13 protein-coding genes and 1 pseudogene are annotated in these 14,223 nt (G+C 65.9%); 8 read left to right on the plus strand and 6 right to left on the minus strand.

Annotation, left to right across the window (positions count from 1 at the left end):
- From ACREPD_RS11135 to ACREPD_RS11170, 8 genes are all read left to right on the plus strand, one after another.
- Positions 1–292 (plus strand): hypothetical protein (locus tag ACREPD_RS11135; RefSeq protein ID WP_431599399.1); only part of this gene is annotated, 292 nt, incomplete at its 5' end.
- A complete protein-coding gene (locus tag ACREPD_RS11140) occupies positions 289–1,071 on the plus strand; it encodes a phage BR0599 family protein (protein ID WP_431599400.1) in 783 nt (260 codons plus the stop codon). The genes ACREPD_RS11135 and ACREPD_RS11140, both read left to right, overlap by 4 nt.
- A gap of 8 nt (positions 1,072–1,079) precedes the next feature.
- Complete coding sequence (locus ACREPD_RS11145) at positions 1,080–1,310, plus strand: hypothetical protein (protein WP_431599401.1); 231 nt, start codon at positions 1,080–1,082, stop codon at positions 1,308–1,310.
- Positions 1,307–1,537, plus strand: a complete 231-nt coding sequence (locus ACREPD_RS11150) for a hypothetical protein (protein WP_431599402.1) — start codon at positions 1,307–1,309, stop codon at positions 1,535–1,537. The genes ACREPD_RS11145 and ACREPD_RS11150 overlap by 4 nt, the downstream gene beginning before the upstream one ends.
- Complete coding sequence (locus ACREPD_RS11155; RefSeq protein ID WP_431599403.1) at positions 1,530–3,794, plus strand: hypothetical protein; 2,265 nt, start codon at positions 1,530–1,532, stop codon at positions 3,792–3,794. Before ACREPD_RS11150 ends, ACREPD_RS11155 begins: the two co-directional genes overlap by 8 nt.
- A gap of 5 nt (positions 3,795–3,799) precedes the next feature.
- The gene (locus ACREPD_RS11160; protein ID WP_431599404.1) at positions 3,800–4,549 is read left to right on the plus strand and encodes a hypothetical protein; all 750 of its coding nucleotides are present in this window, start codon (positions 3,800–3,802) and stop codon (positions 4,547–4,549) included.
- A 2-nt stretch (positions 4,550–4,551) separates the two neighbouring features.
- Complete coding sequence (locus ACREPD_RS11165) at positions 4,552–4,890, plus strand: tail fiber assembly protein (protein WP_431599405.1); 339 nt, start codon at positions 4,552–4,554, stop codon at positions 4,888–4,890.
- Between the two features lie 137 nt (positions 4,891–5,027).
- A complete protein-coding gene (locus tag ACREPD_RS11170; protein WP_431599406.1) occupies positions 5,028–5,792 on the plus strand; it encodes a DNA adenine methylase in 765 nt (254 codons plus the stop codon).
- 185 nt (positions 5,793–5,977) lie between these two features.
- Here ACREPD_RS11170 and ACREPD_RS11175 read toward each other — a convergent pair.
- The 6 genes and pseudogenes from ACREPD_RS11175 to ACREPD_RS11200 form a co-directional block, all read right to left on the minus strand.
- Positions 5,978–6,658: pseudogene (locus ACREPD_RS11175) on the minus strand (lysoplasmalogenase).
- Complete coding sequence (locus tag ACREPD_RS11180; protein WP_431599407.1) at positions 6,655–8,538, minus strand: M61 family metallopeptidase; 1,884 nt, start codon at positions 8,536–8,538, stop codon at positions 6,655–6,657. Before ACREPD_RS11180 ends, ACREPD_RS11175 begins: the two are co-directional and overlap by 4 nt.
- Positions 8,539–8,898: 360 nt before the next feature.
- A complete protein-coding gene (gene ispH, locus ACREPD_RS11185) occupies positions 8,899–9,849 on the minus strand; it encodes a 4-hydroxy-3-methylbut-2-enyl diphosphate reductase (RefSeq protein ID WP_431599408.1) in 951 nt (316 codons plus the stop codon).
- A gap of 53 nt (positions 9,850–9,902) precedes the next feature.
- The gene (lspA, locus tag ACREPD_RS11190; protein WP_431599409.1) at positions 9,903–10,409 is read right to left on the minus strand and encodes a signal peptidase II; all 507 of its coding nucleotides are present in this window, start codon (positions 10,407–10,409) and stop codon (positions 9,903–9,905) included.
- Entirely contained in the window at positions 10,409–13,240 is a 2,832-nt protein-coding gene (gene ileS, locus ACREPD_RS11195) for an isoleucine--tRNA ligase (protein WP_431599410.1), read from the minus strand. The genes lspA and ileS overlap by 1 nt, the downstream gene beginning before the upstream one ends.
- Complete coding sequence (locus ACREPD_RS11200; RefSeq protein WP_431599411.1) at positions 13,237–14,184, minus strand: bifunctional riboflavin kinase/FAD synthetase; 948 nt, start codon at positions 14,182–14,184, stop codon at positions 13,237–13,239. Before ACREPD_RS11200 ends, ileS begins: the two co-directional genes overlap by 4 nt.
- Positions 14,185–14,223: the final 39 nt, after the last annotated feature.

Below are 14,223 nucleotides of genomic sequence, written 5' to 3' on the forward strand. Positions count from 1 at the left end.
CGGCCGGGCGCAGCCTGGTCGCCGGCATCTGCGAATCGAGCTGAACGATGGGCGGGTGATCTACCGCCAGCTGAGCGTGGCCACGGAACTGGACAGCATGCGGGAGCACCTGCAGCTCGACACGCCGGTAGGCATGGCGCTGGAGCCGTCGGCGGTGCGTCTGATCAGTTGGATGTTGCTGGCGCGCCTGACCTCCGACACGGTCGAGCTGTCCCACGAACACGACAGCGAGGGCGTAGCGCGATCGCGTGTCTCGTTCGCCGGCATCCCCGCAGAAGAGGAGGCCCTGTGAGCCTATTCGCCCGACATGTTGAGCTGTACGAGTTCGGCCGCGGATCCGAGCGCTGGCGCTACACCAGCGGCGATCGCACTGAGGTCTTCAACAACCAGATTTTCACGCCGGCAGCCTTGAAACGCGGACGCCTGGCGCAGTCGTCCCAGGAGTCGCGGGCCAACCTTGAGATCACGGTGCCATTGACCCTGCCGCTGCTATCGGTCCTGCGCCCATACCCACCAACCGAGCGCATCACAGTGCAGTACCGGAAGGTCCGTCGTAGCGACGGCGCGGTGCGCGGCACTTGGAACGGCATCCTGGGTGACACCACCGAGCGCCAAAACGATGCCATCCTGAGCTGCCAGACCTTCGCCTCGGCTGAGGGCATGAACGGGCTGCGCAGGTGCTGGCAGGTGTCGTGCCCATTCACGCTCTACGACAGCGACTGCGGCGTGGTGCCCTCGGCATTTCGGGTCGATACGACCCTGTTCGGCACAACCGTCACCTCGATCACCGCGACGGTCTTCGGCGACAAGCCAAACGGCTGGTTCGATGGCGGCTACATCATGTGGAAGCGCGGCACTGCCACCGAGTATCGCTTCATCACCAGCCATGTCGGCACCAAGCTGACACTGCTCACCGCGTCACCGTTGAAGGCGGGCGACCTGGTCGCGGTGTTCCCCGGCTGTGGACACTCGCTTGGGGTGTGTCACGAAAAGTTCAACAACGCACCCAATTACGGGGGGCAACACACGCTGCCCAAGAAGAACCCGTTTGGTGCTGATCCGATCTTTTAGGGGGCTGTATGTGGGTTCAACTTGTCATCATGATCGTCGCGCTGGTTGTGAGCTATGTGCTCCGGCCCAAGCCCGTGACGCCCAAGCCGGCCGCCCTGGAAGACTTCAGCGTTCCCACCGCAGAGGACGGCCGCGAGGTGACCGAGGTGTTCGGCACCGTGTGGATCGATGACCCCAACGTGCTGTGGTACGGCAACCTGCGCACCACGCCGATCAAGGCAAAGGGCGGCAAAAAGTGAGCACCAACCCGATTCTTGTCACCGTCGCCCACGCCCGCGCAGCCAAGTTGGGCGAGCAGCAGGGTGTGCTTTGCGCCGCCGGCATCCGCACCTGGATGGTCCGCCACGATCTGGATATTCGCCAGTTCCTGGACGCTGGATTGCCAGTAGAGCAGTTCGAGGCGCTCGATGATGCCTTCGCACAGCGCCTGGCAGCGCTCGCCCGGGAGGATGCTGCTCATGGGTAAAAGCAAGAAGCAGACCGTCGGCTACCGCTACTACTTGGGCGTTTACATGGGCGAGTGCGCCGGCCCGGTCGACCAGTTGCGGGAAATCCGGGTAGGTGATCGCAAGGTCTGGGACGGTGGCAGTGTTGAGGTATGGCAGAAGGTTCCGGGGCTGGGAAATATCCAGATCGGCACCATTCCCGGTACAGGCCCGATCACCAAGTCTCAAACCATTCAAATCTACGCACCGGAGGTGTTTGGCGGCGACAAAGCCGAAGGCGGGATCGTTGGAACGCTGGAAGTGCGGATGGGCGAGCCCGATCAGATGCCCAGCGCTTACCTGCAGGCCCAGGTGGCCGGGCCGTGGCCAGCGGCCCGTGGGCTTTTCACCACGCTGTTCGATGGCCAGGTGTCGGCGATGAGCCCGTATTTGAAAGCGTGGATGAAGAAGGTCTCGCGCTGGCACAAGGGTTGGAAGAACGGGGTATGGCAGCCGTCGCTGGTGCAAATCGGCGATGGCATGAACCCGGCCCACATCCTCTACAAGGTGCGAACCGAAGGCATGGGCCATCCGGTCGATGTCATCGACGAGCCCAGCTTTCGAGCAGCTGCGCAAAGGCTCTACGACGAGGGATTCAGCCTTTGCTTGAAGTGGTCGCGGTCGACCAGTGCCAGGGAGTTCATGCAGATCGTCTGCGACCACATTGGTGCTATCAGGGTTGAAAACCCCGTCACCGGGTTGACGGAGCTGAAGTTGGTTCGTGACGACTACGACCCCGCAACGCTTCTCGAGATCGGCCCTGCCCAGATCATGGAGATGGTGGAGTGGCAGCAGCCGATGCTGGACAACAGCGTTAATGAAGTGACTGTCGTTTACCGCGACGTCAACACGAACAAGGACGCCGCCGTCACCTACCAGAACCTGGCCGCCGTGCAGGCCCAGGGGCGGGTAATCAACCAGCGGATGAACTTCCCAGGTCTGTGGAAGGGCGAATTGGCGGCCCGCGTCGCGGCACGGGAAGTTGGCGCAGTCAGCAGCCTGCCCTGCAGGGTCAAGCTGCGGGTGCGCCGCGATGCCGGCGATCTTGCCCGTGGCCAGGTCATGGCCCTGACCTGGCCACGCCGGGGTGTAGTCCGCATGCCGGTGCGCATCCTGGAGATCGATGAGGGTACCCAGACCGACAGCGCCTACGTGCTGACGGTTGCCCAGGACGTGGCCGGCATGGCCGCCACCAGCTACATCGTCCCGGTGGGTAGCGACTGGGTGGAGCCGGATAATGCACCCAAGCCGGTCACCAACCAGCGCCTGGTCGAAGCCTCCTATCGTGACCTGGCCGGCACTGTGGGTGGCCCGGATCTGACCGCGCTTTCCCCGGACGTGGGCTACCTCACTTCGATGGCAGTGCGGCCGACGTCGGCCGCTTTCGGCTACACGCTATACACCCGCATCGGATCCGCCGAGTTCGCTGAGGCCGGTGCGGGAGACTTCGCCCCCAGTGGCTTGCTGGCCACCGCTATGACCGCTACCACCGCCGCCATCCAGCTGACGGCCGGCGTCGAGCTGGACGTCGTGCTTATCGGTACCGAAGGGCTCATCGACGACGAACTGGTACGCGTGGTCGCCGTTGACCCTGTCGCCGCCACCCTGACGATCGCCCGAGGCTGTGTGGACACGGTGCCTGTGCCGCACAGCGTCGGTGCGCGGGTTTGGTTCACCGACGAGTATGTCGCCTTCGATTCCCGCGAATACCTGGCAGGCGAAAGCCCCCAGGGCAAGTTGCTGACACGAAGCAATCAGGGGCAACTGAACCCTGCGCTCGCCACCGCCGTGTCGCTGACGATCCAGCGCCGGCACACCCGACCGTATCCACCGGCCCGCCTGCGCATCAACGGAGCCGCCTATCCCGTTGAGGCCTGGGGCGATGGCGGGGTCATCAAGGCCGAATGGGTCCACCGCGACCGCACGCTGCAGGCCGACCAGCTGATCGACAACGAGCAGGGCAGCATCGGGCCTGAGGCTGGCACCACCTACACCGCCCGCTGGTACCTGGCTGGGTCACTGGTACGGACCCAGGCCAACCTGACCGCACCCACCGACAGCTACCTGCCGCCTGTAGGCAGCGGCGGTAAGACCGTTCGCCTGGAGGTCGAAGCCCTGCGCGGCGGCTACGCCAGCTGGCAGCGCCTGCAGCACACCTTCCTTTACCGCGCCCAGTTGGTGACCCAAGCGGGCGACCGCATCGTCACCGAAGCCGGCGACCCCATCATCTTGGAGTAACCCCTATGCCTGACGTAAAACTCTCGGAGCTGGCTGCTGCCAGCGCTGCATCTGCCGAAGCCGGCGCCGCCTTGTGGACGATGCCTGGTCACATCCTCGGGCTGGGCATGGAGTACGTGGGGCCCAGTGCGATTCGGGTCTCCAGTGGCAGTGCCTGGATCCCATCTCTTAAGCGCGCAATCGAGGTGCCGAGCCCGATCACGCTGAACGGTCTGACGCTCGCAGCTGGCACCGGATACCACCTTTACCTCTACCGCAATGGCGTGGTCCCGGCGGTGGAAGCGGTCACCACCACACCGGCCGCTGCCTATAGCGGCACGGCTCGCGCCAAGACCGGCGATCCCTCCCGCCGGTACATCGGCAGCTTCCGCACGGATGCCGCCGGCGCTATTCGGCCTTTTGTGCACTGCGGCTCTTCCGGTGACGTCCTGTTCGGGGGTTACACCGACTTCATCGTGAGCAATGGCCTGGCGTCCGTATCGACTGCAGTGGACTGCTCAAGCCTGATCCCAGTGACCGGAGTCTTGGCCAAGTGCCTCATGGGCAACGGCAATACCGCCGTCAACGTGTTCTATGGAACCCCGATTGGCGGCGCCCTGACCAGCGCCAACTACATCGGCCCGATCCCGCCGAACAACAACCTGTCGCCCGACATCCCGCTCAGCACCAGCCAGCAGTTCCTCTACAAGTATGAGAACACGGCAACTGGCACCGGCCTGTTTGTCCGCGTCTACGGCTACAAGTACGAGAGGTGATCGTGTACGCCATTACTGAGACTAGCTATCGAGCCGTCACGCCAGAAATGCCGCTCAATGCCGGCGAGACGCGGGTCGATGAGATCCCTGCGGCCGTCCTGACTCGAATTCGGGCGGAACAGATGAAGGTTGAGCGAGAGCAGCGCCTGCGGTCCACCGACTGGACTCAGATGGACGACGCGCCGCTTCTGCCAGGGGCCAAGCAGGAGTGGGCTGGCTACCGCCAAGCCCTGCGGGAACTTCCGGCTATGAGCGGGTTTCCGGACTGCCCCTGGCCGTCGTCACCGGCCCTGCCTCAGGGCACGGCCGACGTGGGCGAGCCGAGACTGGAAGTTCTTTGAAACAGGGCGCCTGGCCATCAGCTGTAACTGATGGCCAGGCACCGCAACACACGCGATCAGCCGCGTGCAATTGGCCGAGGCCCTGCTCCCCGCGCGGGGGAGCCAAGCCTCGCCGATACCCATCGCAAAGGCTGAGAATGAAGACCAAGACGCTATTCCCCTGGCCAGGCGGTAAGACCCGCCTCCTGCAGCACCTGCTGCCGCTGATCGCCGAGAACCCCCACAAGACCTACGTCGAGGCCTTTGCTGGCGGCGCCGCACTGTTGTTCGCCAGAGAGCCGGCCAGGGCCGAGGTGCTCAACGACAACCACGGCGAGCTGGTCCGCCTTTACCGCGTGGTGGCCAACCACCTGGACGAGTTCGTCCGGCAGTTCCGCTGGGCGCTGACGAGCCGGGAAATGTTCCGCTGGTGCCAGCTGCAGCACCCGGACACCCTCACCGACATCCAACGGGCGGCCAGGTTCTTCTACCTGCAGCGCCTGGCCTGGGGCGGGAAGGCGGCTGGCCAGACGCCTGGCTTCGGCCTGGGCGGCAAGGGCATCAACCTGCTGAGGCTTGAGGAGGACCTAAGTGCGGCGCACCTGCGCCTGCATCGGGTGACGGTCGAGAACCTGACCTGGCAGAAGTGCCTGGCCAAGTACGACGCGGCCGACACCCTGTTCCTCCTGGACCCGCCGTACTGGCAGACCGAAGGGTACGGGCAAGAGTTCGAGTTTGAGCAGTATGACCAGCTGGCGGCGGCGATGGCTGGCATGAAGGGGCAGGCCATCCTGACCATCAACGACCACCCGGACATGCGTCGTGTGTTCGATCGGTTCCCCGGCCGCTCCGTGGGTATCCGGTACACGATCGGGTCAGGTGCCGGAGTCGCCCGGCGTGAGCGGATCTACTTGGCCAGGTAGCCGGCCAGGGTCACGGGGTGGGATTCCGCCCCGTGCAATTTCCTTGCAGGGGGTGCAACACTAGGCCCCCTTCATTTATCGCAGGAGCGGCGGGCGATTTATCGCGCGCCGTTACACGCATCTCCGGCCCAGGTCATGCGTTACAGCAGTGATTGGCAAAGTCGGCAGTCGTTTGGGAACCGACCCTACCGGGTCCTGTGAATGTCCGGGGATGCCGAGCGGGCGATGCAGTATTGCGCTGCGTAGTAGGTGCTCAGCACGCAGAGGGAGGCGGCCGGTAGGCCGCCGCCGAAGCGGTCCCAGGCGAGGACTGAATCGCTGATCACGAAGAAAACTGCACCGATGGCTGCCCAGCGTGCACTTGCAGGTGCCAGGGAAGACGCCGCCTTCGACGACCACGCGCGGGCCAATGCTAGCGTGGCCATCACTGCGAGCACGACGACGTAGACCACCACCGGGATGCGCAGCTCGGCAGGTAGCAGCGGCCACAGGCCGGCGAGATTGATGCCGGCGAACAGGGCCAGCAACGCAGCGGCCAACAGCAGGCCGCGCCCTGCCCCGACGCCTGCGCGGAAGGCCACGATCTAGCAGACGTGCGCGAGCAGGAAGGCGATCAGCCCGGGCACGAACGCGTCGAACGGCAGCATCAGCGCGATGTCGCCGAGGCACGAGAACGCCATGCCAAGCAGGATCGCGCGGCGGTATCCGGGCGGCGCCGAGGATGCGCGCCAGACGATGGCGGCGATCAGCAGCGTGGCCAACGGCTTGGCGATGTAGTGCAGCCAGCGGCCGTCGCCGTCCAGCGACGCGCCGACGATGGCGGCGACCGCCGCCAGCATAATCGGCACGTCGCGGCGCAGGTTCATCGCGCCTTCCACAGCTCGGCCAGACGATCAGGCTTGCCGGCGATGCGCTGCAGCGACGGGTACTGCAGGCCGCCGTGGTAGTTCAACGTGACTGTGTCGATGCGGTCGAAGTTGCGCACCAGCAGGGTGATCGGCGCCTTGTCGGTCTTCGCGGCGGCGACGGCATCCTTCAGGTCCTCACCCTTGAACACGCGGCCATTGAGCGCCAGCACGCTCATCCCCGGGGCTAGGCCGGCGTTGAACGCGGGACTGTCCCAGAGCACGTCGGTGATGGCGCCACCTTCGGTGACCGCCACGCCCAGCGAGTACAGCAGGTTGGTGTTCTTGGCGCGGGTTTCCTGCGCCTTGTAGGCGTCGTTCGGGGTGTCGGTGTAGACCAGCTTCCAGCCCGCCGCTTCCAGTCCGCCGGTGAGCGGGCCGTGGCCGTCCAGGCGCTCGCGCAGGAAGCTCGCCCAGTCGTACGGGGCGATGCCGTTCAAGGTGCTGACCACTTCATCGAACGTATAGGGGTTCACGTTCCAGTCGCCGTCGTGCATGCCGAAGAAGGCCTTGGCGAAATCATCGATGCTGCGCTTGTTGCCGGTCAAGGCGCGCAGCTTGCCCTCCACGTCCAGCCACACCATTTGCCCGCCGGAGTAGTAGTCCTCGCTCATCTGGTAGTTGCGGAATGCCAGGGCGCGGCGCTGGGCGATGGTCGGGTCGTTGGTGGTGTCCTGCAGGTTACGCCAGGCCAGGCCGGGGCGGCCGCGATCATAGGTGGCCGCGACATTCGCGAGCATGTCGCGGGTCTGGTCGTTGCTCCACAGCCCCGAGCGCGCCGCCAGCACGTGGCCCCAGAACTGGGTCTGGCCTTCATACAGCCACAGCAGGCTGTCGCCCATGGGCACGTTGAAGTTGGCGGTGGTCAGGTCGGCGCCACGGCGGTACTTGCCGTTCCAGGAGTGGTTGAATTCGTGCGGCAGCAGGTCGCGGCCGAGCCAGGTCTTGTCCCAGTCGGTGAAGTAGCCTGTGTCGCCGCTGTTTTCGCTGGAGCGCTGGTGTTCCAGGCCGATGCCGCCGAGCTTGCTGGTCAGCGCGAGCAGGAATTCGTAGCGGTCGAAGTGGCGCGCGCCGTAGAGCTTGTACATCTGCTGCACCAGCGCGCGGTGCGCCTGCAGCTGTTCGGGCTTGGCGACCAGCGATTTGGCATCGTCGGCAAACACGTTGAGGTGCACCGGCACCTTCGCGCCGGGGTCGAGGTCGAACTGCTGGTAATAGCGGCCGGCGAACAGCGGCGAATCGACCAGATGGTCGTAGCTGATCGGCTTGAACACCACGGTGTCGCCGTCGCGGCGTTCGGTGTCCAGCGCGGTGGCGTACGACCAGCCCGGCGGCAGCGTCACGCTGGCCTGCGCCTGGATGTTGCGGGTGATCACGCCGGCTGGGTACAGCGAGTTGGCGTTCCACTGCAGGTTGAGCATTTCCGGGGTCATCACCACCCGGCCCTGCCCTGCGCCCTGCGAGGAGAGGAACTTGAATTCGGCGACGACTTCAGAAGCGCCTTGCGGCACGTCCACGGTGAAGGCGTAGACGTTGTACGGGTCGCGCTTCCAGGCGAGGGGCTTACCGTTGGCGGTGACGACCAGGCCGGCGAGTTTGTCGATCGGCCCGCTGGGGGAATGCGCACCGGGCAGCCACTGCGGGTACAGCAGGGTGAGCGGACCGGGCTGGGCCGGCACGGTGGCCTTGACCTTGAAGATGCGGCGGCCGATGTCGCGTGCGTCCACATCGATGCGCAGCATGCCCGGAAAGGCGACGTCCTGCGGCGGTGGCGTCTGCGCGTGGGCACCGGTGGCGGTGGCGGCGAGAAGCACGGAGAGGACGGCGGCACGCAGATTCATCGAGGTGGGATTCCGGCATTCGAATTGATCGATGCTAGACCTGCAGGGCGTACAGCCCCATGGCCAAAGGTCATGCCTTCGGCGCGCAGGGCGTTGTTATCGGCAGTCGATCGGGATGCGACCCTACCGGCTGGGGTGGCATGGTTGATTGATCCCGATCCCAATGGGCCCGTACCAATTCGTAGCCCCGGCCGTTGGCCGGACACCGCGCGCAGCGCGGCACAAGCATCCAACCGCGCACCAATGCGGCGGCCCCAATTCGTCCGGCGTTTAGACGGTCCGAAGACGTCCGTCAGGCGTTCATGACCCCGGATCGAAAAGCAGCCGGCCAACGGCCGGCGCTACCGGTCGTTTAACCGGTCAGGAAATGAGGCGCAACCGCAATTCTTTGGGCAACGCAAACACCATCGATTCCGGCTCGCCTTCCAGCTCGCCGACGCCGGTAGCGCCCAGCTCCTTCAACCGTGCGATCACGCCATCCACCAGCACCTGCGGCGCCGAAGCACCCGCGGTGAGGCCGATATGCTTCTTGCCCACCACCCACGCCGGGTCGATCTCGTCGGCACCGTCGATCAGGTACGACTCCACGCCGTCACGGCGCGCCAGTTCGCTCAGGCGGTTGGAATTGGAGCTGTTCGGCGAACCGACCACCAGCACCAGGTCGCAGCGCTTGGCCAGGTCGCGCACGGCGTCCTGGCGGTTCTGCGTGGCGTAGCAGATGTCGTCGTTCTTCGGGCCCTGCATCGCGGGGAAGCGGGCACGCAGGGCCTCGATGATGCTGCGGGTGTCGTCCACCGAGAGCGTGGTCTGGGTGGTGTAGGCGAAGTTCTCCGGCTGGTCCAGCACCAGCGTGGCCACGTCGTCCACGTCTTCCACCAGGTAGATGCTGCCGGTGCCGCGCTCGCGACTCCACTGGCCCATGGTGCCCTCCACTTCCGGGTGCCCGGCGTGGCCGATCAACACCACGTCGCGGCCGGCGCGGCAATGTCGCGCCACTTCCAGGTGGACCTTGGTCACCAGCGGGCAGGTGGCGTCGAACACCTTCAGCCCGCGCCGCTCGGCTTCCTGGCGCACCGCCTGCGAGACACCGTGGGCGCTGAAGATCACCGTGTTGTCGTCCGGCACTTCGTCGAGCTCTTCGACGAAGATCGCACCGCGGCGCTTGAGGTCATCGACCACGAAACGGTTGTGCACGACCTCGTGGCGCACGTAGATCGGCGCGCCCAGGGTCTCGATCGCGCGCTTGACGATCTCGATCGCACGATCGACACCGGCACAGAAACCACGCGGATTGGCGAGCAACACATCCATCGGTCAGATACTCCGGCCGGCCGGGGCCGGTTGATACAGGGAACTGGAGGGAATTATCCCGCTTTTTTCTCGTTCTTGCCGTCGAACAGGCCAAACACCGCAATACCCACGGCACCGACCACGATCGCCGCATCGGCGATGTTGAACGAGGGCCAATAGTGCTCACCCACGTACCACTGGATGAAATCCACCACGTGGCCATGCACCTGGCGGTCGATGACATTGCCGATGGCCCCGCCGATCACCAGGGCGTAGGGCGCGGCACTGCGCCAGTGGGCACGCGGGGTGCGCGACAGCCAGAAGGCCATCAGGCCGCTGATGCCCACCGCCAGGGCGGTGAAGAACCACAGCTGCCAGCCGCCGGCATCGCTCAGGAAGCTGAACGCCGCACCGGTGTTGTAGGTGCGGAACCAGTTCCAGAAGCCCTCGATGACCACCACCGGCTGGTACTCGGGCAGGCTGGACAGCACCCAGGCCTTGCTCCACTGGTCCAGGCCGATGACGGCTGCCGACAGCAGCAGCCAGATCAGCGCATTGGGACGCGGACGCGCGGCGGTCATCAGAACCACTTCCGGTCTTCGCCGGCACCGTCGACGTTGCTCGCGCAACGACCGCACAGTTCCGGGTGGGCGGCCACGCTGCCGATGTCGGCACGGTAGTGCCAGCAGCGCACGCACTTCTGCTTGGTGGTCGGCTGGGCGCTGACGAACACCTCATCGATGGTCGCCGGGCGCACGCTGACATCGCCACTGATGAACAGGAAGCGCAGCTCCTCGGCCAGCGGCTGCCAGCGCGCGGCGGTCTCCTCGCTCGCGGCGACGGTGATCTCCGCTTCCAGCGCCGCACCGATCGCTCCATTGGCGCGCATCGGCTCAAGCACCTTGGCCACCTGCTCGCGCAGGGCCAGCAGCTGGTCGAAGTCGGCCGCGTTCAGCGCAGCGTCGGCCGGCAGCGGCGCCAGGCCTTCGTACCAGGTGGCGAACAGCACGTTGTCCTTGCGCTCGCCTGGCAGGTAGCCCCACAGCTCGTCGGCGGTGAAGGTCAGGATCGGCGCGATCCAGCGGGTGAACGCTTCGGCGATGTGGTACATCGCGCTCTGCGCCGAACGGCGGCCACGCGAATCGGTCGGCATGGTGTACAGCCGGTCCTTGGTCACGTCCAGGTACAGCGAGCCCAGGTCCACGCTGCAGAAGTTCAGCAGCAGCTGCACGATTTCGGCCATGTTGTAGCCGGTGTACGCCGCCTTGATCTTCTCCTGCACTTCCCAGGCGCGATGCACGATCCAGCGGTCCAGCGCGACCATGTCGGCCGGGGCCACCAGGTGCTGGGCCGGATCGAAACCGTCCAGGTTGCCGAGCAGGAAGCGCGCGGTGTTGCGCAGGCGCCGGTAGGCATCCGCGTTGCGCTTCAGGATTTCCTGCGACAGCGACATTTCGTTGCTGTAATCGGCCGAGGCGATCCACAGGCGCAGGATGTCGGCGCCCAGGGTCTTCATGATGTCCTGCGGCTCGATGCCGTTGCCCAGCGACTTGGACATCTTGCGGCCCTTCTCATCCACGGTGAAGCCGTGGGTGAGGCACTGCTTATATGGCGCATGCTTGTCGATGGCCACGCCGGTGAGCAGCGAGGACTGGAACCAGCCACGGTGCTGGTCGGAACCTTCCAGGTACAGGTCGGCCGGCTTGCCGAAGCCACGCTCCAGCAGGACGCCTTCATGGGTGACGCCCGAGTCGAACCAGACATCGAGGATGTCGGTGACCTTCTCGTAGTGCGCCGCTTCATCGCCCAGCAGTTCGGCCGCGTCCAGCGCATACCAGACGTCGATGCCGCCGGCCTGCACGCGGTCGGCCACCTGCTGCATCAACTCGACGGTACGCGGATGCGGCTCGCCGGTTTCGCGGTGGGTAAACAGCGCGATCGGCACGCCCCAGGTGCGCTGGCGGCTGATGCACCAGTCCGGACGGCCGTCGACCATGCTGCCGATGCGCGCCTTGCCCCAGCTCGGGAACCAGCCGACGTTGTCGATGGCGGCCATCGCATCGCTGCGCAGGTTGGCCTTGTCCATCGAGATGAACCACTGCGGGGTGGCGCGGAACACCACCGGCGTCTTGTGGCGCCAGCAGTGCGGGTAGCTGTGCACGATTTCGACGAAGGCCAGCAGCGCGCCGGCGTCGCGCAGCACGTCCACGATCAGCGGCTGCGCCTTCCACAGGTGCACGCCGGCCAGCACCACCTCGCCTGCCGGCGGGGTCGAGGGCAGGTACACGCCACGGCCGTCGACCGGGTTGATCTGGGCGGCGGTGTAGTTGTCCATCAGCCCGTACTGCTGGCTGACCACGAAGTCTTCCTGGCCGTGGCCCGGGGCGGTATGCACCGCACCGGTACCGTCTTCGTCGGAGACGTGGGCACCGTTGAGCAGCGGGATGTCGCGCTGCGGGTAGAACGGATGGGCCAGCAGCAGGTTTTCCAGCGCGGCACCGGCGGCGTGGCCGTGGGCGACCACGTCGTCCACGCCGTAGCGGCGCAGCGCGCGCTCGGCCAGGCTCGCGGCGATGACCAGCCAGCGGCGCTTGCCGGCGTGGGCCGGGCCTTCGACCAGCGAGTACTGGATGTCCGCGCCGAGCGATACCGCCAGCGAGGCCGGCAGCGTCCACGGGGTGGTGGTCCAGATCGGCACGGCGACTTCGACATCGGCCGGCAGGCTCACGCCGAAGCGCGCGGCCAGCTGCGCCGAATCGCGCGCCACGTAGGCCACGTCGATGGCCGGCGAGGTCTTGTCCTGGTATTCGATTTCCGCTTCGGCCAGGGCCGAGCCGCAGTCGAAGCACCAGTGCACCGGCTTGGCACCGCGCACGATGTGGCCGTTGGCGAAGATCTTGGACAGCGCGCGGATTTCATTGGCTTCGAAATCGAAGCTCAGCGTCTTGTACGGGTTGTCCCAATCGCCGGTCACGCCCAGGCGCTTGAAGTCGCGGCGCTGCAGTTCGATCTGCTCTTCGGCGTATTCGCGGCACTTCTGGCGGAACTCGACGGCATCGAGCTTGACGCCGACCTTGCCCCACTTCTTTTCAACCGCGATCTCGATCGGCAGGCCGTGGCAATCCCAGCCCGGCACGTAGGGCGCATCGAAGCCGGCCAGGTAGCGCGACTTGACGATGATGTCCTTGAGGATCTTGTTGACCGCATGGCCCAGGTGGATCTGGCCATTGGCGTAGGGCGGGCCGTCGTGCAGCACGAACAGCGGGCGACCCTGCGCGTTTTCGCGCAGGCGGGCGTACAGGCCCTCGTCTTCCCAGCGCGACAGAATGCCCGGCTCGCGCTTGGGCAGGTCGCCGCGCATCGGGAATTCGGTTGCCGGCAGATGAAGGGTGGCTTTGTAGTCCTGGCTCACGCAGTGGCTCGCAATCTGTGTTCGGAAAGGATGTGACGCGCCTGATCGGCGTCACGGTGCATCTGGTCGGTCAACGCCGCCAGATCATGGAACTTCTCTTCGTCGCGCAGCTTGGCGACGAATTCAACCTGGATATGACGACCGTACAGGTCGCCCTGGAAATCGAACAGGTGGGCTTCCAGCAGCGGCTCCACGCCCTCCACCGTCGGCCGCGTGCCGAAGCTGGAGACCGATGGCCACGGCTGGTCGAACACGCCGTGCACCCAGGTGGCATAGATACCCGACAGCGCCGGCGTCTTCGGGAAACGCAGGTTGGCGGTGGGAAAACCGAGCGTACGGCCCAGCTGGCGACCGCGCACCACCCTGCCCCCGATCGCATACGGGCGGCCGAGCAGGTCGTTGGCATGGGTGAAATCACCGGCCCGCAGCAGCTGGCGGATGCGGGTGCTGGAAATGCGCTCGCCGTGCAGGTCGACCGGCTCGATCTCGCCGGCGGTGAAGCCGCGTTCGGCACCCATCGCCTGCAGCAGGGCCAGGTCGCCCTTGCGGCGGTTGCCGAAGCAGAACTCCGGCCCGATCCACACCTCGCGCGCGCCCAGCCGGTGCACCAGCAACTGCTCCACGAAGTCTTCAGCCTGCATCGCGGCCATGCGCGCGTCGAAGCGCAGCAGGCCGACCGCGTCCACACCCAGCTCGCCGAGCATCGAAACCTTGTCGCGGGCCAGGGTCAGCCGCGGCGGCGGCTCGCCCTGGGCGAAGTACTCGCGCGGCAGCGGCTCGAAGGCGACCGCCACGGCGGGCACGCCCAGAGCGCGCGCACGCGCCACCGCATGCCGCACCAGCGCACGATGGCCCAGATGGAGGCCGTCGAATGCGCCGATGCAGACCACGCTTCCGTGCGGGAACAAGCGCCCGCCTTCGATGCTTCTGAACAACCTGGTCATCTGATCGGAATCCGGCCCACCCGGGCCCATCTGTTGCAA

Source organism: Stenotrophomonas sp. (assembly GCF_050737075.1).
GTDB lineage: Bacteria > Pseudomonadota > Gammaproteobacteria > Xanthomonadales > Xanthomonadaceae > Stenotrophomonas.

Bases quoted from the DNA above. Each gene is read 5' to 3' on its own strand.
- ACREPD_RS11145 (WP_431599401.1), top strand. From the start codon at position 1,080: ATGTGGGTTCAACTTGTCATCATGATCGTCGCGCTGGTTGTGAGCTAT.
- ACREPD_RS11155 (WP_431599403.1), top strand. From the start codon at position 1,530: ATGGGTAAAAGCAAGAAGCAGACCGTCGGCTACCGCTACTACTTGGGC.
- ACREPD_RS11160 (WP_431599404.1), top strand. From the start codon at position 3,800: ATGCCTGACGTAAAACTCTCGGAGCTGGCTGCTGCCAGCGCTGCATCT.
- ACREPD_RS11170 (WP_431599406.1), top strand. From the start codon at position 5,028: ATGAAGACCAAGACGCTATTCCCCTGGCCAGGCGGTAAGACCCGCCTC.
- ACREPD_RS11180 (WP_431599407.1), bottom strand. From the start codon at position 8,538: ATGAATCTGCGTGCCGCCGTCCTCTCCGTGCTTCTCGCCGCCACCGCC.
- ispH (WP_431599408.1), bottom strand. From the start codon at position 9,849: ATGGATGTGTTGCTCGCCAATCCGCGTGGTTTCTGTGCCGGTGTCGAT.
- lspA (WP_431599409.1), bottom strand. From the start codon at position 10,409: ATGACCGCCGCGCGTCCGCGTCCCAATGCGCTGATCTGGCTGCTGCTG.
- ACREPD_RS11200 (WP_431599411.1), bottom strand. From the start codon at position 14,184: ATGACCAGGTTGTTCAGAAGCATCGAAGGCGGGCGCTTGTTCCCGCAC.